We start from the raw sequence: 23,449 nt of genomic DNA, 5'->3' as shown, positions 1-23,449 counted from the left end.
GAAATGCCCTACTCGAAACATTCAAGACATCAGTCGAAATACTGACGGTCAGGAAGCGCTATCGCACCTCGAATAGGGCCGAATTGTGACAGATTCGGCAACGTTCGGCGATGTAAAAACGCGTTGAACGAGATCACCGATATAGATCGGTGTCGCCATCAAAAGCGGCACCTTTCAACTGGCCAGGCCGGCCAGAAGCTGACCATAGGCGCTCTTTGCCACAATGGCCAATTGCTCGCGCGGAAGCGAGCCGACGACGGCGCAGCCATAGCCCTTGTCCAGCCAGTAGACGGCCTGGGGACCGTCCTGCGCCGATGCATAAGTTCCCTTGGCATTCTCCGCCGATTCCGCCGTAACGAAGAGAGATATGCGCTGGCCCTTGTCGTCCTCGTAGAGCAGCATCGCGGCCTTGCTTTCTCCGGCCGGCAGCAACCGGCCGCCGACCAACTGGAAACCGTTCGCGGTCAGGTCCGGCGCCACCAGCTTCAGCCCTACCCGGTTGGACAGCCAGGTCTCCAGATGATCCTTGTCGCTGGCCGGCACTTCGACCGCATGCTGCTTTTCAGCAGCGAAGACGACATGGGCCGCGATTGCCTGCTCGGCCAGCCGGTCTTCCGCCGGGTTCTCCTGCCCAATGCCATCGATGCCGGCAAGGTAGCCGCCAAGCCCGCCGGCGACCACAAGCACGGCAGCGGCAGCGGCAAGCCACCAGCGCGAGCGTGGCACCGCGGCCTTGACCGGCGCCTCGCCGAGCACGACCTTGCGCAATCGCACAGGCACGGGTTCGTCCAGCACTCCGGCGAAGGCGGCCTGCAATGCCGTCCGATCGGCGGTGAAGCGGACGCTCTTGGCCTTCATCTCTGGATTGGCGTCGAGCCAGGCCTCGTAGGCGGCGCGCTCGTCGGCGGGCAGTTCGCCGTCGAGCGCCATGTGGATGTCACGTTCGGAAAAGTCGCGGCGGATCATTTCTCGACAATCCTTATCGCGCGGCGACGCGCCGTGTCGTCCAGCAGTCCGCGCAATTCCTCACGCCCGCGCGCGATGCGCGACATCAGCGTGCCGGCAGGGACGCCCAGAATGTTGGCGGCTTCGGCATAGGAGAAACCTTCGATGGCAACAATGACGAGGGCTGCACGGCGGTCGGGACTGATCGCCTGCAACGCGTCGATGATCTCGCGCGAGGCGATGCTCTCCATCTGCTCGGCCGGCTGGGCAACTGCCTCAGCGGCCTCTAATGGCAGCATCGCAGCCTCGCCGCGGCGGTTCACCTTGCGCATCTGGTCGATGAACAAATGATGCATGATCGTAAACAGCCACCTCCGGGGGCTTTCTCCTGTCTGCCAGTTTTCGAGCCGCACAAGCGCCCGCTCGAGGCAATCCTGGACGAGATCGTCGGCCGCGTCGCGGTCGCGCAAGAGCGAGCGTGCGTAGCGGCGCAGGCGCGGTATTTCGCCAAGGATTGCTGCCTTCTTTTCGTCCATGACCGCTGGTTTCGAGGTCGCCCTTGTTGATCCGATTGAACGCGCCTTCCGGGCGCGGCGCAAGCGGCCAGCGCGAAGCGGTCCGCCGCCCCGGTCACCCAAGCAATGAGATAACGACATGACCGGCTAAATTATTCCCACCGATCAAGGTGAAAGCCGAATTATCCCAAATCCGTCAGCAGGAAATCATTGCCCTTGTAGAGCAGCGGAACATCGAGGTTTTTTGCACAGGCATAGGCGAAACAGTCGCCGAAATTGAGATCGGCTTGATGACCAACGGCCTTGCCATAGCGAGCGCTGGCATTGATGGCGTGGAAACCGATCTCTTCGCCGATCACCACATTTTCTCCGCCAATTTCCACAATGAACTGATCGACCAGATCGCGAGCCTTAAGGAGGGCTTCAGCCGTAGGTTTGCGGGAGCCAGCGGCTGCGCGCGCCAGCGCCTGTGTCGCTTCAAAACGCACCAGTGGAGACACGTAGGACAGGCCGGCAAAACCAGAAAGCCGCTTGATCAGCTCCTCCCAACCCGGTTCCCGGTTGAGAATGGCGACAATCACCGACGCATCGACAAACATCAGTCCTCCCACATCTCGTCGGTGAATTTCTTCATGTCGAAATCTGGATTTGGCAGGCCCATCTTCGTCGCTTCCGCCTGCAGCCTCGCTAGCCGGTCGCGCAGCGGCACTTTGGCGCGATTGCGCTCGAGTTCGTGCACAAGTGCGGTCCTCACCGCCTCTGTCTTGCTCGGAGCGTTCGTCTCGCGCTGCAATTTGGCGGCCAGCGCATCCACTTCGTCGTCACGGATATAGAGCGGCATTGGATATCTCCTGGCGGATATCAAGATATCCTATGTTGAATATCCTTTCAAGAGGCTTCGACACCCTCCTTCGCCGCCCGCGTCAGCAGCCGCTGATAGAACAGACCGATGCCGATCAGCACGGCGCCGAGGCCGATGAAGGACAGTGCCCTGAGCACGCCTTCCAGCTCCGACATGTCGAAGATGAAGACCTTCAGCACGGCGATCGCGATCAGCGCGGCGGAGGCAATGCGCAGCACCTGCGACTTCAGCCATACGCCGGCGGTGAGCAGTGCGACGCCGATGATCAGCCAGAGCGCCGAATAGGTGTAGGTCTCCAACTGGCCGAGCCCGCTCCACAAGCCGATGAACTCGCCCTTGAACAGCCGCCTGACCGACAGTGTGGCATAGGCCAGGGCAAGGACGGCCGCCACCACGGCCAGCATCTGCGCATACCATTTCGGCCGCTTGTCCCTGGCATAGAGCGCTAGCCCGCCGGCAGCGATGGCCGGCAAGAGATAGGCGAGGAACAACAGGTTGAACACCGGGATCCGGCCGGTCGATTCGTCTGACAACAACGGATTCAGCACCACGAAGTGCTGAATGACGATGAAAACGACCGAGGCCACACCGGCGGCCATCGAACCATAGCGCAGCACCGAGCTTGGCGAGCGCATGTCGATGGCGACCAGGATGGCGCCAGCGCCGATGGCGATCAGCGTGTAGATCGCCTGTTCGGCCAGCGTCATAGCACCCGTGTCGATGACGCCGCCATGCATGGCATGGCGCACCAGCATGGCGAGCGTGAGCAGCGCAAACAGCGCCGCCGCCGCTTCCATGGCGAGGCGCGGCCGGCCATTGCCAGCCCTTGGTAGTGTGGGGGTGGTGCGCGCGAGCTGCCAGGCGGCAAAGCCGAAGGCGAGCGCCGGCACGCCATAGCCCGGCAGCAGCCAATTGAACACCGGTGTCGTCGACAGAAACTCGGCGCCGACGATGGTCGGGTCAAAGGCGACGCGGCCAAGCACCGCGATCACCGCACCAACCGAAATCCAGCCTAGCACCGGATAGGAGCGCCAGCGCGTGGCTAGCGCCGGCACGATGGCCGCCGCACCGAGCAGGAGGGTGGTCCAGCCGGAATCGAAAGCCATATGCAGCAGCAGCAGGCCGGCGATGGCCGCGCCGCCCAAGGCAAACGACACCGCGATACCGCCCGTGAGCGGCGGCCCTTCGGCCCGTGCGATCCACTCGCCGCCGGCGGCGAAAACGACGACCAGCAGGGCTGCGACGGCGGCATAGACAAAGTCGCGGTCGAGATTGCCGAAGGTGAACCAGAGCGCCAGCAGGATGACCAGCGGAACGATGACGCCCCATGCCGCCCATGAGGCGGCGCGGATCTGCGTCCCGGGGGCGAATCTGCGCGCGGCCCAGAAGCCGGCGCCGATGAAGACCAGGCCAAGTGCGATGCCGATGCGCACTGTCAGCGCATTGGACGTGGCCACAGGCAGCCCATCGACGCCCAGCGCTCCGCCCGAAAGGTCGGAAACGATCGATGTTGGCGGGATGATGCCGAGATAGATCAGCACCGTGACCAGTCCGGCAGCATAAAGCAGCGGCAACGCCAGCGGGAGATAGAGCGCGACGGCCACCATTGCGGCGATCACCACCGCGCCCTGCAAGGCATAGCCGGCGGCGGCAAAGGCGGGGTCGACCGACAGGCCCAGCGCCGAGAATGCGACGAGCAGGCCAGGCACGATGGACGGCCAGTCGAAAACCGTGGCTGGCCCGGTTTCATCGCCACGGCGGGCGAGCCAGACAAGGGCGAGCACGGCCAGCGTGACCGCGTCGATGAACAGGATGGCGGAGAGGTTCGCCCCCGGCGCATCGGTCATGTAAAGGATGGTCCAGACACCGGTGCCGAAAAAGGCCGCCGCCATCAGCGCCTTCCAGTCACGCATGCGGGCGATGACGCCGGTGGCGGCGAGCACGATCGCGAGGTAGCCGAACAGCGCCCAGGGGTTGGGCGCCTGCGAGGCGATCAGCACCGGCGTCACCATGGCGCCGACGAGGCCGATGCCGGCCAGCGCCTGGCCATGGACCAGGGCTGCCGCGATCGTCGCCACGCCGATGGCGCCGAGCAGCGTGAAGGCGAGTGCCGGGCCGATGAAGCCGTAAATGCCATGCGCGGCATAGACGGTGCCGAACAGGATGAAGGCACCGGCAGCCGTCAGGATCGCTGGAATGTAGGCGCCGGCAGCGCCTTGCACCGGCACTTTGAAGCCGGTGCGGCGGATGAATTCGCCGCCGGCGACCAGCACCAAGCCGAGTACCGCGGCCATGGTCAGCCGTACGCCGGGGCCGAAAATACCGGCCTCTATGGTGTAGCGGATCAGGAACAGGCCGCCCAGCGCCAGCGCGATGCCGCCGACCCAGACCGCCCAGCGGGTGCCTAGTGCCGTTTCGACATCCGACTGGCGGGCGGCTTTCGCCGGAGCGGTTGGCTCCGCAGGTTCCGCTGCCTTCGGTGCCGCCTCGCTTGGCGCCCATGGCCCGGACACGACCTCACTTATCGGGGCTTCCGCTTCTGTAGCTGGCGCCTGTGCGGCGCCCGGTTCGCTTATCGCTGGCGAGGGAATGCCGGCCGCGACTGCCGCGGCCGGAGCCACATCGGCGGGCGCGCCATCGGGCGCCGCCTGTTCGGACGGCTTGGCCACGGGCGGCACGGCGCCGGAAAGGACCAGGCTGCGCAGCGCGCCAAGCTCGCGCTCGACAAGGCCAATGCGGCTCTGCTGACGCGAAATGATGACGAACAAGGCGATGATGGCGACAAGGCCGATCAGGCTTTCAAACATGGCGGTTCCCCCAAACCAGGCCAGTTTTCACTGACGTTCAGTCTCACTGACACTCAAATGCGGCGGCCAAACGGCCACAAACTCAACGCGCCGCCAGATTGGCGGCCGGAAAGATCGAGCATGTTTCGGTGCCGAAAGCCAGCAGCTTGCCGCCGGCATCCTTCAGCGTCGCTTCCGACACGGCCAACGTGCGGCCTTTGTGGACGACCTTGCCCTCGCAGACCACCTCGCCGGTCTTCGGCGTGATGGGCCGCGTCAAATTCACCTTGAACTCCGCCGTCGTATAGGCCTCGCCCTTTTCGAGCAGCGTCTGCACGGCGCAGGCCAGTGCCGAATCGAGCAGCGTGGCCGCCCAGCCGCCATGCACGCTGCCCAGCGGGTTGAGGTGGCGCTCGTTGGGCACGCCGCGGAATACCGCACGGCCTTCCGACACTTCGGTCAGTGCGAAGCTGAGCTGGAAGGAGATTGGCGGCGCCGGGTACTTGCCGTCGACGATGCGCTGCAGCAATTCCAAGCCGGTATATTTCAGGATGTCGGCATGCGGAACGGTGCCGAGGCCGAGCGGCGAGACCCGGCCCGGATAAAGCTCGACCTCGCTCATGTGATGTTTTCTCTGGCCGCATCCTCGCCGGCTATGGTCTTGTCGCGCGCGTGATGCTTGCGCAATGCGGCGAGGAAGCCGGCGCGGGCGTCGGGCGGCTCGATGCCGCGCGGTTCATAGACATGGCGGGTGAAGAAGAAACCGGTCAGCCGGAAGGCGTCCTCGACCGCCGCCGCATCCGCGCGCAGGCCGGAGCCGCGCTGCAGGAAGGCCGGCAGAACCAGCATCTTGTCGCGCCATGGTGCGCCTGCTTCACGCGATACCGCGCGACCCGATTTTGGCGAGACATAGGCTAGGTCCTGCCGCGTGCCGGTTGCGGCGCATTGACTGAGATCGAGGCCAAAGCCGAGTTCGCCCAGCACGAGAAGCTCGAAGCGCGCCACCAGTTCGCCGGCGGCATCGGCATCGTCGAGATGGACGATCATCACGGCAAGCGTTTCGTAGAGACCCTCATGCGCGTCGCGCTCGGGCAACAGCCGCAGATGCGCGGCCATGGTCTGCAGCCCATAGACGGCGACGGCGCTGTCCATCAGGCGGGCCGCGTTCATCTCGATCGCCTCGGCCTGGAACGTGCCGAGATGCTCGTCAAGCCGCGCCCGCCACAACAGATCGACGCGATTGCCCGGCTGGAGCACAGGCTGCCGCTTGCGCGAACGGCCGCCACGAACGAGGCCTAGATGACGGCCATGCGCACGCGTCATCACCTCGAGAATGGCGCTGGTTTCGCCATGCTTGCGGGTGCCGAGAATGATTCCCTCGTCGCGCCATTCCATGCTTGGAGCATTTCACCGGTTGGGTGGCGAAATCAAGGGTTGGGTTTGGTGCCCGGCAGGTCGATATCTCACGTCAGCATACAAAAAGCCGCCCGCAGCGATGTGCCGCGGGCGGTCTGGTAAGGTCGGTCGATGCGTTAGAACGAGCGCTGGAAGCGAACGATGCCGCCGACGCCATCCTCGAACTTGTCGTCGAAATTCTTGAAGTAATCGACTTCGGCCGTGATCGTGTAGCCGGGGACGATGGTGTAGGCGACGTTCGCGGCAACCGCGAAGTCCTGGAAGTCCGTGTAGGAGACCTGGGCGTTGAGCTGGACCTTCTTGTTGACGGTGTAGGTACCGCCGCCCCAGACGGCGAAGTTGCCGGTCCATGGCTTGTAGAAGTTCGTCGCCTTGTTGTCGTCGGTCCCGTAGCCCACCATGGCGAACAGGGTCAGGTCCGAGGTCGCCTTGATGTCGAGGCGAGCCTTGCCGGCCCATTCTTCCCAGTTGCTGTTGTAAGCGCCGACCGCGGTGATCGCACCCCAGTCGCCCTTGTACTTCACACCGCCCACGATATGCGGAACGTAGCTGTCGATGGTATCGGCGCCCGAACCTTCTTCGAGTGAGGCCACCGCCGAGAAGCCGTTGCCTGCATCGAAGTAGTAGCTGATCAGGTTGGTGTCCTTGAGGCCGTAGGGAATGATCGTATCCTGGACGACGTTGCCGGCATAGCCGATGAAGGAGTCATAGGCCGTTTCGTCCTTACCGACGCGCAGCCCGCCAAGCTGGATCCAGGCGAAATGCAGATCGGCGGCCTTGTTGCCGGCCTCGCTGTCGATCGGGAAACCATCGGCGCCCTTGGCCGTGGTAACGCTACCGAAGTTGAAGCGCGTCTCGGTGTAGGTCTTCAACGTGCCGAGTTCGGTTTCCTGGCCCGTCCAGGTCTTCAGCGTGAAGCGCGCGTTCTTGTTCCAGGTGTCGTTGATGCCGCCATCCTGGGAATCGATGGCTTTGGTGCCGTCCAGCACGCGATTACCGTCGCCGAAGCTGGCGTCATAGCGGATGTAGCCGCCGATGCGCAGGCAGGTCTCGGTGCCCGGAATGTAGAAGTAGCCGGCGCCGTAGACGTCGCAGATCTTGACGTATTCGGCGGGTTCCGGTTCGGCGACGACGACAGCGTCCGCGCCGCGCGCGCCGGACACCGCGATCAGTGCCGCGGCTGAGCCGAGAAGGAGGCTCTTGATGTTCATTTTCTGACCTCTCCAGTCATAATTTTTAAAATGGCTTCGGATTTGTGGTTGGCGGCAATGTTTTCCCGCCTCACCCCCACACTGAAAAAGGCTCGCACCGCTCCCCCGTTTCGGTGACGAACATACCCATCGATCTTCTACCTTCAATGACGATTTTTGAAATAACTCCGATTCCACCAACAGAATAATGCTGTGTTGCACAAATAACACTTATGCACACTTCGAATGGCACAATCGGCACAACGTCATATATTCAATATATACCAGGATTCTTTCGCGGCTAAGTATACTTTCAACGCATCACATTTCTGCCATGGTGGTCAAAATTCGCAATATCTACCTCGTTTTCATGGAAATCGAACTGATTCTTGCCGCTGCTCTCCATCACGATGACATTCATCTGAATGATCGCGCTCTGTCGTCGTGATAAAGCATCGATAGTGCCCGCCAGGCCGGCCGGCATTTTGCCGAGGCGATCGAAACTCCCAAAGCGCTGTCGCGTCGCCGATTGTGACAGCGGCCAAGCGCTGAAGACGATCTACGTGAGTTGGTTGCGCGCCAATGGAAACAGATCGTACCCGCAACGGCGAGGCCGCCGAACAATATCGGCCGCCCTATGGAGATATCGGAAATCTTTCAGAAACCGCTCGGGGTTTTTGGCCGCATCGCCCCGGCGCCTCAGGCCCGCTGAGCGTGATCGGCAAGCACTTCATCGATCACATGCCGGGATTTTTCAACCTCGACCGGGTTGACGTCTATCCGCCCGGTGGCGGTGATCAACGCCTTCCACAGCGTCCAGCCACGACCGCGCGCCCACATCGCCTCATCGGCCGGAAGGCCGGCGCGAAACGATTCCCGGCTTTTGCCTTCGAAAAGCGTCCACGCGATCGCCAGATCGCAGGCGGGATCGCCGACGCCCGAGGTTCCGAAGTCGATCACCGCGCTCAACCGGCCTTGCCTGACCAGCAGGTTTCCCCAACTGACGTCGCCGTGGAACCAGACCGGGGCGCCGTGCCATGTTGCCGCAAGCGCTGCTTCCCAGACCGCTCTGGCTGCGTCGGTATCGATCTTGCCGTCGAGGGCAGCAATCGCTTGCCGCGCTTCGTTGTCATAGACGGTCAGCGCTCCGCCGCGAAAGAAGTTGTGCTGTCCAGGCGCCGGTCCGCCAGTGGGATCGATACGCTGCAAGGCAACCAGGAACCCGGCCAAATCCGTCGCGAATTGCGGCAGGCTGGCGATACGCTCCCGCTTTGCCGTCTCGCCTTCGATCCAACGGTAGATGGACCAAGGCCAGGGATAGTTTTCAGCCGGAACTCCCATCGCCAGCGGCACGGGGATCGGCAGCGGCAGCAATGGCGCCAGCCTTGGCAGCCAGCGGTGCTCCTTTTCCACTTGCAGGGAATAGGCCGCGGCGCTCGGCAACCGCACGGTCATCTCGTCGCCAAGATGGAAGGTCCTGTTGTCCCAGCCGCCAAATTCAACCGGCCTGACGGCAAGATCCTTCCAGCGGGGAAATTGCGTGGCGACCAGTCGGCTGACAAGCGCTGTGTCGATGTTCAGCCTGCTGTCCATGGACCGGAAGCGGATTTGTTGAGCATGGTCTTTTCCGAAAACCGGTTCCCGCTTTTCGCTGCGTGGACCTTCGGGTCGGGATCGCTTTAGCGCGGAAACTCGAGCCCCATCTCGCGATAGCGTTCGGGGTCGTCGCCCCAGTTCTCGCGCACCTTGACGAACAGGAACAGGTGCACCTTCTGTTCGAGGATACCGGCTATCTCCATGCGCGCCGCCTGGCCGATGGCGCGGATGGTCTCGCCCTTGTGGCCGAGCACGATCTTCTTCTGGCTGTCGCGCTCGACATAGATAGTCTGGTCGATGCGCACCGAGCCGTCCGGCTTCTCTTCCCATTTCTCGGTTTCGATATGCGAGGAATAGGGCAGTTCCTGATGCAGCCTGAGATAAAGTTTTTCGCGGGTGATCTCGGCGGCGAGCTGGCGCATCGGCAGATCCGAGATCTGGTCTTCCGGATAATACCAGGGGCCGGCCGGCAGAGCCTCGGCCAGATAATCGAGCACGTCCTTGCAACCGGAACCGGTCAGCGCCGAAACCATGAATGTGCGCTTGAACGGCACCCTTTCGTTCGCCGCCGCGGACAAGGCCAGCAGCGCCTCGTGCTTGACGCGGTCGACCTTGTTGAGGATCAGCACCATCGGCTGGCGCACATCCTTCAGCCGTTCCAAGATGGCGTCCGCGTCGCCCCGGATACCGCGCTCGGCGTCGATCAAAAGCAGCACGATATCGGCGTCCTTGGCGCCGCCCCAGGCGGTGGTCACCATCGCCGTATCGAGCCGCCGCTTCGGCTTGAAGATGCCGGGCGTGTCGACGAAAACGATCTGCGCATTGTCATGCGTGGCGATGCCACGCACGATGGCGCGGGTCGTCTGCACCTTGTGCGTGACGATCGACACCTTGGCTCCGACCAGCTGGTTGACCAGCGTCGACTTGCCCGCATTGGGCGCGCCGATCAGGGCGACGAAGCCGGAATGCGTGGGGGCAGCTTCCGTTGCCGGCTCTTCGGTAGCGGTCATGCCGCGCTCCCTTCTCTAGAGTGCCCCGCACCTTCCGTTTTTTGAGCCGATGCGGTGGCCCAGACGCCTTCGCGCAAAAGAAACGCCGAAGCCGCCGCTTCTTCGGCGGCCCTGCGCGAGCCGCCGGTGCCGCTTATCGGCGCAAAGCCGCGGACCTGCAAGGACACCGTGAAGATGGGTTGATGGTCCGGGCCTTCGCGCCTTTCGATCACATATTCGGGACGTGCATCGCTGGTCTTGGCAATCCATTCCTGCAAATCGGATTTCGGGTTGAGCGGCTTTGTCACCACCGTCCGCGAGCGCGGTTCCCAATAACGCAGGACAAACCGCCGCGCGGCCTCGATGCCGCCGTCGACGTAAACCGCGGCGATCAGAGCTTCGACCGCATCCGCCAGATAGTTTCCGCCCGAGCCGCGCGACCGCATCTTCAGGGCAGCGTCGGCCCGGACCAGATCCTCGAGCTGCATTTCGATGCCGATCTCGGAGCATGTCTTCGCATCGACCAGCGCGTTGAAGCGCGGCGCGATTTCACCCTCCGGGGCGTCAGGGAACTTTTCGAAAAGCATATCGGCGACGACAAGTCCAAGCACGCGATCGCCAAGGAATTCCAGACGCTGATTGTTGCTAGCCGCCTTGACCGCACTGGAATGCGTCAAGGCGGTCTCAAGCAAGCGGATATCCTTGAAGACGTGGCCGGTCTTGGCCTTCACCAAACCGGCCAGTGTTTCGCCTGTCGGGCGCTTCAAAGCCATCAATTGACGAAGTGGAACAGGCGCGAAGCACGCATCAGCGACGGCCATTTCCAGATTTCGAGCGGGCTCGCCTTGCCGGCGATCGAGAAGAAAACAAGATTGGCGCGGCCAACCAGATTTTCCGCGGGAACGTAGCCGACGGTGAAACGGCTGTCGGCGGAATTGTCCCTGTTGTCACCCATCATGAAATAGTGGCCGGGCGGCACGTCGAATTCGCGCGTATTGTCGCCGATCGAGTTCGAATTCAAGTCGAGCGTGTCGTAGCTGACGCCGTTGGGCAAGGTCTCGCGATAGACGTCGATAGGGCGCGATTCCTCGGTGATGTCGGGATTGTCGATCTGGCCGGTTTTCACGCGCGGCACGCCTGCGCCGTTGATGAACAGCTGGCCGTCCTTGACCTGGATCTTGTCGCCGGGCAGGCCGATGACGCGCTTGATGTAGTCGACGGACGGATCCGGCGGGAACTTGAACACCACCACATCGCCGCGCTCGGGCTCGGAGCCCCAGATGCGGCCCGAAAAGATGTCGGGGCCGAAAGGCAGCGAATAGCGCGAATAGCCGTAGGACCATTTGGTGACGAACAGATAATCGCCTTCCAGAAGCGTCGGCCGCATCGATCCCGATGGGATCGAGAAGGGTTGGAACAACAGCGTGCGGATGACCAGGGCGAGCAAAAGCGCCTGCACGATGACGCTGACGGTCTCGCCAAGCCCGCCGGATTTCTTCACAGTTTTTTCAGCCACGCTCATGTCGTCCTCGATTGTGCGTTGGATGGTATAGAGTCTCGGCGCGCGCTGGGCAACGTCATGCCGGTCGTCAGATGCAATCAATGTGGCGCTTCTTCGACGGGCAACGCCTCTATGATCACAAAGGCTTGTGCGAGCGGGAAATCATCCGTGATGGTGAGGTGGATTGCCGCCCGGTGGCCCTTTGGCAGGATTTTGGCCAGCCGCGCCTGTGCCCCTCCGGTCAGCGCCATGGTCGGTGCGCCGCTGGGCAGGTTGACGACACCCATGTCGCGCCAGAAGACCCCCTGCGCCAGACCGGTGCCCAGCGCCTTGGCGCAGGCCTCCTTGGCGGCGAAGCGCTTGGCGTAGGACGCCGCACGCGCCCGGCGGTTCTCGGAGCGGGCCTGTTCGACCTCGGTGTAGATTCTCTGGATGAAGCGCTGGCCGTGACGTTCCAGCGACTTCTCGATGCGTCTGATATCGATCAGGTCGCTGCCGATGCCGATGATCATCGTGCGGCGGAACCGATGCTCGCGCTAGGATGAGACGATTGCTGATGCCGGCTTGCGCGCTCGGCCAGGCGCTTGCGCCGCTGCTCGCGGAAAGCGTTCATGCCCCAGCGCGTGATGCCATAGAACAGCAGTCCGAACACCAGCCCGAGCGGAACCGCGCCGATCAGCATCGGCTCAAGGATAGGTTTCCACAATTGCGCAAAGGACAGGTTGTGCAGCATCTCGCCCAAATGCGCCGGCGGCCCGTGCCGCGGCAGGCGGTCATGCAGGATGAGCTTGCCTGTTTGCCAGGAGGCGCCCCACAGCAGAGGAAATGTCAACGGATTACCGAAGAACACCGCGCCGAGTGCCGCCGCGACCAGATTGCCGGCAATCACCCAGCACAGGACGGCGGCGATGATGAAATGGAAGCCGACGGGAAAGAACGAAGCGAAGACGCCGGCAGCGACGCCGGCCGCCACCGCGTGCGGTGTGGCCTTCAGCCGCAGGATGCGTTTGGAAAAATACTGGAGCGAGCGCGAAAACGAGCGGCGCGGCCAAAGGTAGGTGCGCACCCGCTCGAAAAGGCCATCAGGCTTGCGGCGTCGAAAAAGCACTCTGTTCCCGTTCCACAGCTTCCGTGCCGGCACTTTCAGCCGGACGTGACAGCCACATATTGCGCTTGACGATCACCCTATGGCAATCGCAACCTTGATATAGCGACGCGCTGGCGGGAGAACAACCAAACACCGTCCGTGCGGTGCGCGCTTGTTGCCGCCTTCGCGATGGCAGTTCTTGCTTCGAACATTGGACAATCGCGGCGAATTTAAGGAACCGGCGGTCGGATCTCCGAAAGGCGCAGCGTCGCCGGCGGCTACGGCAGGTATTCGCTGACCTCGACCAGGTTGCCGTCCGGGTCGCGGAAATAGACCGACATCATCGGTCCTCGGGCCCCGACACGTTCGACCGGACCGAGTTCCACCACCACACCATTGGCCGCAAGACGGGTGCTGACTTCGGCCAGCGGCCGGTCGGCGATCAGGCAGAAGTCCCCCGAGCCCGGCGTCGGCGCCTTGGCCTTCGGCTCGAAGGTGCGGCCGACCTCATGCACATTGATCTTCTGGGTGCCAAAAGCCAACGCCGTCGGCCGGCCCGGCGTGTCGATGCGTTCAAAGCCCAGTACGCTCTGATAAAAATCACAGGTCACTTCAAGCGAAGCCACCGTCAGCACGAAATGATCGATGCCGGCGATCATATCCAATTGCTTTCATGCATGTCGTTACTCCAAAACCGCTGCACACTTCTGGGCGACATGGATGGTCAGATGTTGCGGCTGCCGGGCTTGATCGGCGGGATGGCGGCCAGCTCCGGCGGCAGCCGGTCGGCCGGATAGGCCGGAACCTCGTATTCGGCGAGTGCGATCAGCGGCACGCCGACGTCCGTCTTGCCGGCCGAACGGTCGATGATGCAGGCTGCGGCAACCACTTCGGCGCCAAGCTCGCGCAGGCACTCGATGGTCTCGCGGATCGACAGGCCCGTGGTGACGATGTCCTCAACGATGACGACACGCGAACCTCTGGCGATCTCGAAACGGCGCAGGCGGAACTCGCCCCCTTCCCGCTCGACCCAGATCGCCGGCACGCCGAGATGGCGCGACGTCTCGTATGCCGGGATCAGCCCGCCGATCGCCGGGCCGACGACGTAGTCGATCTTGCCGGGCACGCCAGCGCGGATCTTCTCGGCCAGCGCCTTGCACAGAAGCTCGGTCTTGTCGGCGTGCATGAACACGCGCGCCTTCTGTAGGAAGATCGGACTGCGCAGGCCCGAGGTCAAAATGAAATGCCCTTCCAGAACAGCACCGGCCTCGCGGAAAATTCCCAGCACTTCATCAGTGTTCATTGTTTGCTCCGTGGTGAATGGTGAATGGTGAATGGTGGCAGTGAGCACCTTCTTTCACTATTCACTATTCACTATTCACTATTCACTATTCACTATTCACTATTCACCCGTTCACACGCCGTGCATCGCTGACGCTCGAATTGTCCTTGAGCTGCGACAGCAGCCGGTTGAGGTGCTTCAGATCCCAGACTTCGAGATCGATCAGCATTTCGGTGAAGTCGGGCGCGGTGCGCACCATCGACAGCGTGTGGATGTTGGCGTCGTTCGACGCAACCACCTGGGCGATATCGGCCAGCGAACCCGGCGCGTTGATGGCGGTGACCGAGACGCGCGCCGGAAAGCGCTCCTTGGTGCGCTCGTCAATGTCCCAGCGCACGTCGATCCAGCGCTCGGGCTGGTCGTCGAAGGCCTGCAGCGCCGGCGACTGGATCGGATAGATGGTGATGCCGGTGCCCGGCTGGACGATGCCGACGATGCGGTCGCCAGGCACCGCGCCTTCCGGCGCGAAACGCACCGGCAGGTCGCCGCGCACGCCGCGGATCGGCACGGCGCCATCACGTGGCTGGTCCTTGTCCTTGCGCGCGGCGCGGCCCGGAATCTGGAACAGCATGCCGGCGGCATTGCGGATCTTCGACCAGCCCTCCTCGCGCGGCTTGGGTGCGGCCGTGGTGACGCGCTCATCCTTGTAGTCCGGGAATACCGCCTTCATGACGTCGGCGGAGGCAAGCTCGCCACGCCCGACCGAGGCCAGCACATCCTCGATGTCCTTGCGCGCCAGCCGGTGCAGCACCTGCTTCAGGCTCTCCTTGGTGAAAGTCTTGCCGGCGCGTTCGAAGGCGCGTTCCAGAATGCGGATGCCGAGACCCGAATATTGCTTGCGGATGGCGTTCTTGGTGGCACGGCGGATCGCCGAGCGCGCCTTGCCGGTGACGACGACCGATTCCCACGCCGCCGGCGGCACCTGTGCCTTGGAGCGGATGATCTCGACCTCGTCGCCGTTTTTCAGTTCCGTCATCAGCGGCATGATGCGGCCGTTGACCTTGGCACCGACGCAGGTGTCGCCCACATCGGTGTGCACCGCATAGGCAAAGTCGATCGGCGTCGCGCCGCGCGGCAGCGCAATCAGCATGCCTTTGGGTGTGAAGCAGAACACCTGGTCCTGGAACAGCTCCAGCTTGGTGTTTTCGAGGAAGTCCTCGGGATTGTCACCCTCGGCAAGCTGCTCGATGGTGCGCCGCAGCCAGGCGTAGGCGTTGGTCTCTTTCGAGATCGCATGGGCGGCACCGTTCGTCTTGCCGCCGGTATCCTTGTAGATCGAATGGGCGGCGACGCCGTATTCGGCAATCTTGTTCATCTCTCGGGTGCGGATCTGCAGCTCGACGCGCTGACGCGACGGCCCGACGATCGTGGTGTGGATCGATCGGTAGTCATTCTGCTTCGGCGTCGAGATGTAATCCTTGAAGCGACCCGGAACCATCGACCATGTGGTGTGGATGGCGCCAAGCGCCCGGTAGCAGTCCTCGATGGTGTCGACGACGACGCGGAAGCCGAAAATGTCGGACAGCTGCTCGAAGGACAGCGCCTTGGCCTCCATCTTCCGGAATACCGACCACGGCTTCTTCTGGCGGCTTTTCACGCTGGCATTGATCGCATGCTTCTCGAACAGCGCCGACAGCGCCTTCTCGATCTCGGACAGCACATCCTTGTTGCGCTCGAAGATTTCGGCGAGCCGGGCGGTGACGGCGCGATAGGCCTCCGGATTGATGAAGCGGAAGGCGATCTCCTCCAGCTCTTCGCGCATGCCTTGCATGCCCATGCGCCCGGCCAGCGGCGCATAGATGTCCATCGTCTCCTCGGCGATGCGCAGGCGCTTGGCCTCCGGCATATGGTCGAGGGTTCGCATGTTGTGCAGGCGGTCGGCGAGCTTGACCAGAAGCACGCGGACGTCTTCCGAAATCGCCAGCAGAAGCTTGCGCAGGTTTTCCGCCTGCTCGGCCTTCTTCGACACGAGGTCGAGCTTCTTCAGCTTGGTCAGCCCCTCGACCAGCTTGCCCATTTCGGGCCCGAACAACTCGTCGATTTCGGCCCGCGTCGCCGTGGTGTCCTCGATCGTATCGTGCAGCAGGGCGACCGCGATCGTCGCCTCGTCCATGTGCATTTCGGTGAGGATGGCGGCGACTTCGAGCGGATGCGAGAAATAGGGATCGCCGGAAGCGCGTTTCTGGTGGCCATGCTTCTGCATGGCATAGACGTAGGCCTTGTTGAGCAACGCCTCGTTGACGTCAGGCTTGTAGCGCTGGACGCGCTCGACAAGCTCATACTGACGCATCATGGGCGGAATCTCGCAGCGGTGAAATGAATCATGCGCCGCACGGCTGTACGGCGCATGTCCGGTACCAACTGTCGCAAATACCAGATTCATGCATTATGCCAAGCGCGGCCCAAACTGCATCTGGTATTTGTGACAGTTGGTACTAGATAGCCACGAAACTGCCGATACGGAAGTGCTGAAGATTGTTCCAGCGACCTCCGGACCCGAGATCGCTTAGTAGTCGTCGCTCTTTTCCGGCGGCACCAGACCCTCGATGCCGGCCAGGAGGTCTTCCTCGGTCATCCGGTCGAAGGTGATGTTCTCCTCGGTGTCATCGGCGTCGGTGGCCGCAACGGCGGCGCCGGTCTGATCGGCAATCGCCTCGCCGTCGGCCTCGGGCTCGTCGACCTCGACATGCTTCTGCAGCGAATGGATCAGATCTTCCTTGAGGTCGTCGGGCGACAACGTTTCATCGGCGATCTCGCGCAGCGCCACGACCGGGTTCTTGTCGTTGTCACGCGGCACGGTGATCGGCGCGCCCTGGCTGATCTGCCGGGCGCGGTGGCCGGCCAAGAGCACCAGCTCGAAGCGGTTGTCGACCTTGTCGATGCAATCTTCAACGGTTACGCGGGCCATGGATGCCCCTTTCATGCGATGGATTTGATGGAAAACAGGCGCGGTCCATAACCCGAACGTCGCCAAAATACAAGCATCATGGCAATGGCGGGGCTGCAGGGCGCTCAATCCTTGGTTCGAACAGCCGATTTGGCAAAACCTGTCTGTACTTATGCGTTCGGCGTCCCGATCACAATTGCTTGCAACGCCGCAACACGCCCTTGGATTGCCGCGAAACTGGCGCTATCTCGGATAGCGTAGAGGTCAGCCGGTTTATTATGAGCCTGACCGAACGTCGCTATCGCATTTCGTTTAGACGGCCGTTTATTTCGAGAAGGAATAATTTTCCATGTTCGACCCTCGTGAAAAAATCGCCCTATTCATCGACGGCGCCAATCTCTATGCGACGTCGCGCGCGCTCGGCTTCGACATCGACTACCGCAAGCTTCTGGCGAGCTTCCAGAAGCGTGGCTATCTGCTGCGCGCCTATTATTACACGGCGCTGGTCGAGGATCAGGAATACTCCTCGATCCGTCCGCTGATCGACTGGCTCGACTATAACGGCTACAAGGTGGTCACCAAGCCAGCCAAGGAATTCACCGACTCGACCGGCCGCCGCAAGATCAAGGGCAATATGGACATCGAGCTCACGGTCGATGCGCTGGAACTTGCCGATGTCGTCGACCACTACGTCATCTTTTCCGGCGACGGCGACTTCCGCACGCTGGTCGAGGCGCTGCAGCGGCGCGGCCGCAAGGTGTCGATCGTCTCGACCATGGCCTCGCAGCCGCCGATGATCTCCGACGATCTGCGCCGTCAGGCCGACCATTTCATCGACCTGACAACGCTGAAGAACGAGGTCGGCCGCGATCCGTCCGAGCGGCCGGTGCGCCGGCCCGAGCCGGCCGAAGTCGATGAGGACGACTACTGAGGCCGGTCGTCTTGACCGCCCTTTCCGCCTCCGAACCCGGCCGCGATTGCCCGCTCTGCCCGCGGCTGCATGATTTCATCGCCGAGTGGCGGCAACGCGAACCATCCTGGTTCAACGCGCCGGTGCCGACTTTTTTGCCGCCGGAGGGCGACGATGCCGTCCAGCTTTTGATCGTCGGGTTGGCGCCCGGCCTGCGCGGCGCCAACCGCACAGGGCGTCCCTTCACCGGCGACTTTGCCGGCGACCTGCTCTACTCGACGCTGATTTCGCACGGTTTTGCGCGCGGCGAGTTCAAGGCGCGGCCAGATGACGGGCTGGAGCTGATCGGCACGGCGATCACCAACGCGGTGCGCTGCGTGCCGCCGGAAAACAAACCTGTAGGCGCCGAGATTGCCACGTGCCGGACATTCCTGGTGCCGACGATCGCCCGGTTTCCCAACCTGCGCGCCGTGCTGGCACTGGGATCGATCGCGCACCAGTCGACCGTACGGGCGCTCGGCGGGCGCGTCGCCGCCTACCCGTTCAAGCATGGCGGACAGTTGCCGGCCGGGGGCATCACGCTGTTTTCGAGCTATCACTGCTCACGCTACAACACCAATACCGGCGTGCTGACCGAAGCGATGTTCGTCGGGGTATTCAGCGAGATAGCGATGTTTTTGCAGAAATAGAGGATGTTTCTGCGGGAACAAAGTTGGGTGTCGGCAGACTTGTCAGCGTGGCGGCGCAGACAGCGCATTCAACACCGCCGGCCCGCCCTGCAGCACATTCAGGTCGACATCGCCGTTGATGCCGTCGACGCGGCCCCTGTTGTGGTACTGCCAGTAGACCCAGTCGCCGCGGTCCGGCTCCAGGAGCAATGAGCGAAGCCAGAGCGGACGGGCAGCGATGCGCCCGGCATAAGCTTCCGCTGCCTCATCGGTCAGATAGACAATCGCGGGCTTGCCGAACGCCGCCTCGACTGGAGCGAGGAACGCGGCCAGTTCGGCGCTCAGCTGCTCGGGCGTTGGCCGCTGCGGACAGTTGCCGCCGAACTCGATGTCGACAACCGGCGGCAGCAAGGGCCGATCGTGCGGTACCACCGAGATGAAATTCTTCGCCTGGTCGGCACCTGGCCGGCAGAAGGTGAAGAAGTGATAGGCGCCGACGGCGAGACCGGCCGCGCGGGCCTCTTCCAGATTCCTCGCGAAGGCATCGTCGACATGATCGCCGCCTTCGGTTGCCTTGATGACAGCGAAAGCGACATCGTCGGCGGCAACACGCCGCCAATCGATCCAGCCCTGATGATGGGAGACGTCGATGCCCCTGACCGGATATTTATCGCGGTCCGGCGAGAATGTGCGGAAATAGAGATAGCCGCCTGCCGCGACGAAACACACCAAGACCAGGCTGGCCAAACCAAAGAGGACAATCCGGTTCTTCAAACGAATGGCCCCAGCCTACCTACGCTGTTTTACCTATCCACGCTCTTTTAAGAGCCGACCCTTCTCGCGCGACCAGTCGCGCTGCTTCTCGGATTCGCGCTTGTCGTGCAGCTTCTTGCCGCGACCGACGGCGAGCAGCAGCTTGGCGCGGCCCTGATCGTTGAAATAGATTTTTAGCGGCACCAGCGTCATGCCTTCGCGGTCGACGCTTTGCGACAGTTTCGCCATTTCGCGCTTGTTGAGCAGCAGCTTGCGGCGCCGGCGCGGCTCGTGGTTGAACCGGTTGGCCTGCAGATATTCCGGCAGATAGGAATTGATCAGCCAGATCTCGCCGCCCTCGACCGAGGCATAGCTGTCCTGGATGTTGGCCTGACCCTGGCGCAGCGACTTGACCTCGGTGCCGGTCAGCACCAGACCGGCCTCGACCGTGTCGAGCACCTCGTAGGAAAACCGCGCCTTGCGGTTTTCCGAAACGGTCTTGTTGTTGGGATCGGCTTTTCTGACTTGATTCATGATGTGGAGAGGTGGCGCCTCATCGCTAATTAATCAAGCCGGCGTGCTTCATGGCCGCGTCGATCTTCTCGGCGGTCGACTGTTCGACCGTGACCAGCGGCGAGCGCAGCACATTCTCGACCTTGCCCAGTTGCGACAGCGCATATTTGGCGCCGGAAACGCCGGGCTCGATGAAGATCGCCTTGTGCAGCGGCAGCAGACGATCCTGCAAGTCCAGCGCCTTGGTGCTGTCGCCGGACAGGGTCGCCTCCTGGAATTCTGCACACAGCCGTGGTGCGACATTCGAGGTCACCGAGATGCAGCCGACGCCGCCATGCGCATTGAAACCAAGCGCCGAAGCATCCTCGCCCGAAAGCTGGATGAAATCCTTGCCGCATGTCGCGCGCTGCTCGGAGACCCGTTCGACCTTGCCGGTCGCATCCTTGACGCCGACAATGTTCTTGAAGTCGTGCGCGAGCCGGCCCATCGTCTCGGGCATCATGTCGATCACCGAGCGCGGCGGGATGTTGTAGATGATGATCGGCAGCTTGGTCGCCCTGGCGACAGCCGCGAAGTGCTCGTACAAGCCGCGTTGTGTCGGCCTGTTATAATAGGGCGTGACGACCAGGGCGGCATCGGCGCCGGCCTTCTCGGCATATTGCACCAGGCCAACGGCTTCCTCGGTGTTGTTGGAACCGGCGCCGGCAACGACCGGAACGCGTCCCTTGGCAACCTCGATGCACACCTTGACCACTTGGCGATGCTCGTCATGCGACAGCGTCGGCGACTCGCCGGTCGTGCCCACGGGAACCAGTCCTGTCGTGCCCTCCGCGAGTTGCCATTCGACGAACGCGCGAAAGGCTTTCTCGTCGAAACGCCCGCTCTTTTCGAACGGTGTCACGAGCGCGGTAAGCGAGCCTCTCAGCATGTCGTCCAACTCCTTGGGACTTCTTTGTTTATGCAGGCCATCGTCCCAAAACCGGTATCCAGTTTTTGGGCGACATGCATCGGTGTTTTGTCTTGCGCGCCTTCTAGCCGAAAGCGAAGCGGCGCACCATAGTCTCGACATTGTTGCGCGGCAAGCATTGCCATGGTGCCAGCAAGCGCAATTCGAACGGCCTCGCTAACTCTTTGTTTACGGGCTCTTCACGACCTAAGTTTAGGCTTCGAGCTTCTCGGCCTGCGGTAATATGCCAGGACAAGGAAAGACGTAAAGATCATGCCGGGCAGTCGGCCTCACCTCTTCGCGCTGCTTGGCGCCACGCTCGCGCTGATGCCGGGCATGGCGATCGGCGGTAGCGTGGATGTGCGGGTCACTTCGGCCATTCCGTTGCCAGGCTCGGCCATTCCGATGCCGGGCTCGGCCATTCCGATGCCCGGCCTACGGGACAAAGCGCAAGAAGATGCCTCACCCGGCGTCGCCCTGTTGAAGAGCGGGCTGGACGCGCTGGCGGCCGGCGATAGTCCCGGCGCCCGTGCGGTGCGCGATGCCCTTCCCGCTCATTCGCTCGACCAGCATATCCTTGCCTGGGCGATAGCGCTTTATGGCGGCGACAAGGTTCCGAGCGGCGACATTGCCGCCGCGGCGAAAATGCTGCCCAACTGGCCGGGCACGGTCGCGCTGCGCAAGAACAGCGAGCGCGCGCTCTATCGCGAGAACCCTGCCTCCGACATCGTCGTTGCGGCATTCGACGGCAGCCAGCCGCAGACATTCGAAGGCGTGACGGTGCTTGCCCGCGCCTATGTGGCGTCGGGCAACGTCAAGGCTGCGCGTTCGGTGCTGTCGCCATTCTGGCGCACCGCGATCCTGGAGGCCAAGGACGAGACGGCGCTGATCAAGGAGTTCGGCGGCCTGATCCCCACCGCCGACCACCGTTTTCGCATGGAGCACATGTTCTATGCCGACCGCGCGAATTCCGCGCTGCGTGTTGCCGGCCTCGCCGGTGCCCAGCAGCTTGCGGACGCCTGGGCAGCGGCCGACAAAGGCGACAAGAACACCGCCAAGCTGCTGAAAGCGGTGCCGGCGGCACAACGTTCGGCTGGATATTTCTTCGCGCAAGCCGAATATCTGCGCAGGCAAGAGGATTTTACCGGCGCCGCGGCCATTGTGATGCAGGTACCGACCGACCGCGAAGCTCTGGTCGATCCGGATGCCTGGTGGGTCGAGCGCCGAGTGCTGTCGCGCGAACTGGTCGACCAGGGCGACATGAAGACGGCCTACCGGATCGTCGCCACACACGCCGCCGAAAGTGCCACCAATGCCGCAGATGCTGAATTCCATGCCGGCTGGTACGCGCTGCGCGGCCTGAACGACCCCAAGCTTGCCGCAACGCATTTCGCGCGCATCGCCGACCTTGCCCAAGGGCCGATGACGCTGTCGCGCGCGTATTACTGGCTTGGCCGTGCGGCGGAAGTCGGCGGCCCGGGCAACGCGAAAGACTATTTTGCACGCGCCGCTGCCTACGGCACGACATTTTATGGCCAGCTTGCCGCCGAGCGGGTCGGCCGGCAGGCGCTGAACATCGTCTATCCCTCGCCAAGTGCCGCCGACCGGCAGAATTTTGCCGGCCGCGAGGCCGTCAGCGCCATCAAGCGGCTGCAAGAAGCGGGCTACGACCGCTATGCCGAGACGCTTTATCGCGATCTTGCCGGACAGTTGACCAGTCCGGGCGAGCTGGCGCTGCTGGCTGTCCTGGCGGAAAAGCAGGGCAACCATTTCATGGCGCTGAAAATCGGCAAGATCGCCGGCGCGCGTGGCATCGATGTCGGCGCGCTGTCGCATCCGCTCGGCGTCATTCCTGATTCGGCCGACATTTCCGGCTCGGGCAAGGCGCTGGCCTATGCGATCGCCCGCCAGGAAAGCGAGTTCAACATCGGCGCCGTGTCCAGCGCAGGCGCGCGCGGGCTGCTGCAGCTGATGCCGGGCACCGCCAAGCAATTGGCGAAGAAGGCAGGGCTGCAGTTTTCGCAGACACGGCTGACCACCGACGCCGGTTACAACGCGACGCTTGGTTCCGCCTTCCTCGGCGAACAGCTCGATCGCTTCAACGGCTCCTACGTACTGACCTTCGCCGGCTACAATGCCGGCCCCAACCGGGCCAGCCAGTGGGTGACCAGATACGGTGACCCACGCGGCAAGGACATCGACGCGGTCGTCGACTGGATCGAGCGGATTCCCTACACGGAAACAAGAAGTTACGTCCAGCGCGTGATGGAGAATTACGAGGTCTACAAGATGCGTATTTCGGGCAAATACGACATCGTGGGCGATCTGGTGAACGGGCGGAGTTGAGGCATGATAGATGTGGCCGCCTTCTTGCTGCGATATTTGCACAGCGCTCGACATCTTTGAATCGCGTCCCTTCACACCCCCCTCTGCCCTGCCGGGCATCTCCCCCGCAAGGGGCAGGGCTGTCCGGGGAAAGTTTTGAGTGAATCGAAATGCCGCATGTGCATGCCCCGTAAAACGGGGTTTGTCCGTCTTCTCTC

25 protein-coding genes are annotated in these 23,449 nt (G+C 62.7%); 3 read left to right on the top strand and 22 right to left on the bottom strand.

Annotated features, from left to right (window positions below; translation table 11 throughout):
• Nucleotides 1-174 precede the first annotated feature (174 nt).
• From NKH19_RS14550 to rpoZ, 19 genes are all read right to left on the bottom strand, one after another.
• Entirely contained in the window at nt 175-966 is a 792-nt protein-coding gene (locus NKH19_RS14550) for an anti-sigma factor family protein (RefSeq protein WP_352872682.1), read from the bottom strand.
• Nucleotides 963-1,481, bottom strand: coding sequence for a sigma-70 family RNA polymerase sigma factor (locus tag NKH19_RS14545; RefSeq protein ID WP_352872683.1), 519 nt, complete (start codon nt 1,479-1,481; stop codon nt 963-965). Before NKH19_RS14545 ends, NKH19_RS14550 begins: the two co-directional genes overlap by 4 nt.
• A 161-nt stretch (nt 1,482-1,642) precedes the next feature.
• Nucleotides 1,643-2,059, bottom strand: a complete 417-nt coding sequence (locus NKH19_RS14540; RefSeq protein ID WP_352872684.1) for a type II toxin-antitoxin system VapC family toxin — start codon at nt 2,057-2,059, stop codon at nt 1,643-1,645.
• Nucleotides 2,059-2,301 (bottom strand): type II toxin-antitoxin system VapB family antitoxin, encoded by a 243-nt coding sequence (locus tag NKH19_RS14535; RefSeq protein ID WP_352872685.1) that lies wholly within the window; start codon nt 2,299-2,301, stop codon nt 2,059-2,061. Before NKH19_RS14535 ends, NKH19_RS14540 begins: the two co-directional genes overlap by 1 nt.
• 47 nt (nt 2,302-2,348) lie before the next feature.
• Entirely contained in the window at nt 2,349-5,129 is a 2,781-nt protein-coding gene (locus tag NKH19_RS14530; RefSeq protein ID WP_352872686.1) for a DUF2339 domain-containing protein, read from the bottom strand.
• An 82-nt stretch (nt 5,130-5,211) separates the two neighbouring features.
• Entirely contained in the window at nt 5,212-5,730 is a 519-nt protein-coding gene (locus NKH19_RS14525; RefSeq protein WP_352872687.1) for a PaaI family thioesterase, read from the bottom strand.
• On the bottom strand, nt 5,727-6,503 hold the full coding sequence (gene recO / locus NKH19_RS14520; protein WP_352872688.1) for a DNA repair protein RecO: 777 nt from the start codon (nt 6,501-6,503) through the stop codon (nt 5,727-5,729). Before recO ends, NKH19_RS14525 begins: the two co-directional genes overlap by 4 nt.
• A gap of 137 nt (nt 6,504-6,640) precedes the next feature.
• The gene (locus NKH19_RS14515) at nt 6,641-7,735 is read right to left on the bottom strand and encodes a porin (RefSeq protein ID WP_352872689.1); all 1,095 of its coding nucleotides are present in this window, start codon (nt 7,733-7,735) and stop codon (nt 6,641-6,643) included.
• A 292-nt stretch (nt 7,736-8,027) separates the two neighbouring features.
• Nucleotides 8,028-8,198, bottom strand: a complete 171-nt coding sequence (locus tag NKH19_RS14510; RefSeq protein ID WP_352872690.1) for a hypothetical protein — start codon at nt 8,196-8,198, stop codon at nt 8,028-8,030.
• Nucleotides 8,199-8,413: 215 nt separating this feature from the next.
• Complete coding sequence (locus NKH19_RS14505; RefSeq protein WP_352872691.1) at nt 8,414-9,307, bottom strand: aminoglycoside phosphotransferase family protein; 894 nt, start codon at nt 9,305-9,307, stop codon at nt 8,414-8,416.
• A gap of 86 nt (nt 9,308-9,393) precedes the next feature.
• Nucleotides 9,394-10,320: a GTPase Era gene (era, locus tag NKH19_RS14500; RefSeq protein WP_126068544.1), complete on the bottom strand. Its 927-nt coding sequence runs from the start codon at nt 10,318-10,320 to the stop codon at nt 9,394-9,396.
• Nucleotides 10,317-11,072: a ribonuclease III gene (gene rnc, locus NKH19_RS14495; protein WP_352872692.1), complete on the bottom strand. Its 756-nt coding sequence runs from the start codon at nt 11,070-11,072 to the stop codon at nt 10,317-10,319. The genes era and rnc overlap by 4 nt, the downstream gene beginning before the upstream one ends.
• The gene (gene lepB, locus NKH19_RS14490) at nt 11,072-11,821 is read right to left on the bottom strand and encodes a signal peptidase I (RefSeq protein ID WP_352872710.1); all 750 of its coding nucleotides are present in this window, start codon (nt 11,819-11,821) and stop codon (nt 11,072-11,074) included. Before lepB ends, rnc begins: the two co-directional genes overlap by 1 nt.
• Before the next feature lie 77 nt (nt 11,822-11,898).
• Nucleotides 11,899-12,312 (bottom strand): holo-ACP synthase, encoded by a 414-nt coding sequence (gene acpS, locus NKH19_RS14485; protein WP_352872693.1) that lies wholly within the window; start codon nt 12,310-12,312, stop codon nt 11,899-11,901.
• The gene (locus NKH19_RS14480) at nt 12,309-12,908 is read right to left on the bottom strand and encodes a DUF2062 domain-containing protein (protein WP_352872694.1); all 600 of its coding nucleotides are present in this window, start codon (nt 12,906-12,908) and stop codon (nt 12,309-12,311) included. The genes acpS and NKH19_RS14480 overlap by 4 nt, the downstream gene beginning before the upstream one ends.
• Before the next feature lie 257 nt (nt 12,909-13,165).
• Nucleotides 13,166-13,546 (bottom strand): VOC family protein, encoded by a 381-nt coding sequence (locus NKH19_RS14475; RefSeq protein WP_352872696.1) that lies wholly within the window; start codon nt 13,544-13,546, stop codon nt 13,166-13,168.
• A gap of 65 nt (nt 13,547-13,611) precedes the next feature.
• The gene (gene pyrE, locus NKH19_RS14470) at nt 13,612-14,190 is read right to left on the bottom strand and encodes an orotate phosphoribosyltransferase (RefSeq protein WP_352872698.1); all 579 of its coding nucleotides are present in this window, start codon (nt 14,188-14,190) and stop codon (nt 13,612-13,614) included.
• 103 nt (nt 14,191-14,293) lie between these two features.
• Nucleotides 14,294-16,522: a RelA/SpoT family protein gene (locus NKH19_RS14465; RefSeq protein WP_352872700.1), complete on the bottom strand. Its 2,229-nt coding sequence runs from the start codon at nt 16,520-16,522 to the stop codon at nt 14,294-14,296.
• Between the two features lie 213 nt (nt 16,523-16,735).
• Nucleotides 16,736-17,137 carry a DNA-directed RNA polymerase subunit omega gene (gene rpoZ, locus NKH19_RS14460; RefSeq protein WP_023762094.1) on the bottom strand — a complete coding sequence of 134 codons (402 nt, stop codon included), beginning with the start codon at nt 17,135-17,137 and terminating at the stop codon, nt 16,736-16,738.
• Nucleotides 17,138-17,465: 328 nt separating this feature from the next.
• Between rpoZ and NKH19_RS14455 the strand changes: the two genes are divergently transcribed.
• Nucleotides 17,466-18,047 (top strand): LabA-like NYN domain-containing protein, encoded by a 582-nt coding sequence (locus tag NKH19_RS14455; protein WP_352872701.1) that lies wholly within the window; start codon nt 17,466-17,468, stop codon nt 18,045-18,047.
• An 11-nt stretch (nt 18,048-18,058) separates the two neighbouring features.
• The gene (locus tag NKH19_RS14450; protein WP_352872703.1) at nt 18,059-18,715 is read left to right on the top strand and encodes a uracil-DNA glycosylase; all 657 of its coding nucleotides are present in this window, start codon (nt 18,059-18,061) and stop codon (nt 18,713-18,715) included.
• A 42-nt stretch (nt 18,716-18,757) separates the two neighbouring features.
• Here NKH19_RS14450 and NKH19_RS14445 read toward each other — a convergent pair whose 3' ends face one another.
• The 3 genes from NKH19_RS14445 to dapA are packed head-to-tail and all read right to left on the bottom strand — an operon-like array spanning nt 18,758 to nt 20,888.
• Nucleotides 18,758-19,468 carry a glycoside hydrolase family 25 protein gene (locus NKH19_RS14445; protein WP_352872705.1) on the bottom strand — a complete coding sequence of 237 codons (711 nt, stop codon included), beginning with the start codon at nt 19,466-19,468 and terminating at the stop codon, nt 18,758-18,760.
• A gap of 33 nt (nt 19,469-19,501) precedes the next feature.
• Nucleotides 19,502-19,981 (bottom strand): SsrA-binding protein SmpB, encoded by a 480-nt coding sequence (gene smpB, locus NKH19_RS14440; protein WP_013532594.1) that lies wholly within the window; start codon nt 19,979-19,981, stop codon nt 19,502-19,504.
• A gap of 25 nt (nt 19,982-20,006) precedes the next feature.
• Nucleotides 20,007-20,888, bottom strand: a complete 882-nt coding sequence (gene dapA / locus NKH19_RS14435; RefSeq protein ID WP_352872707.1) for a 4-hydroxy-tetrahydrodipicolinate synthase — start codon at nt 20,886-20,888, stop codon at nt 20,007-20,009.
• 291 nt (nt 20,889-21,179) lie between these two features.
• On the opposite strand from dapA, the gene NKH19_RS14430 reads away from it, so the two are divergent.
• The gene (locus NKH19_RS14430; RefSeq protein WP_352872709.1) at nt 21,180-23,252 is read left to right on the top strand and encodes a lytic transglycosylase domain-containing protein; all 2,073 of its coding nucleotides are present in this window, start codon (nt 21,180-21,182) and stop codon (nt 23,250-23,252) included.
• The last annotated feature ends 197 nt before the right edge of the window (nt 23,253-23,449 follow it).

The sequence above is a fragment of the Mesorhizobium sp. M1338 genome, from assembly GCF_040318045.1.
Classification (GTDB): Bacteria; Pseudomonadota; Alphaproteobacteria; order Rhizobiales; family Rhizobiaceae; genus Mesorhizobium.
This window is presented reverse-complemented; position numbering and strand designations above follow the sequence as displayed.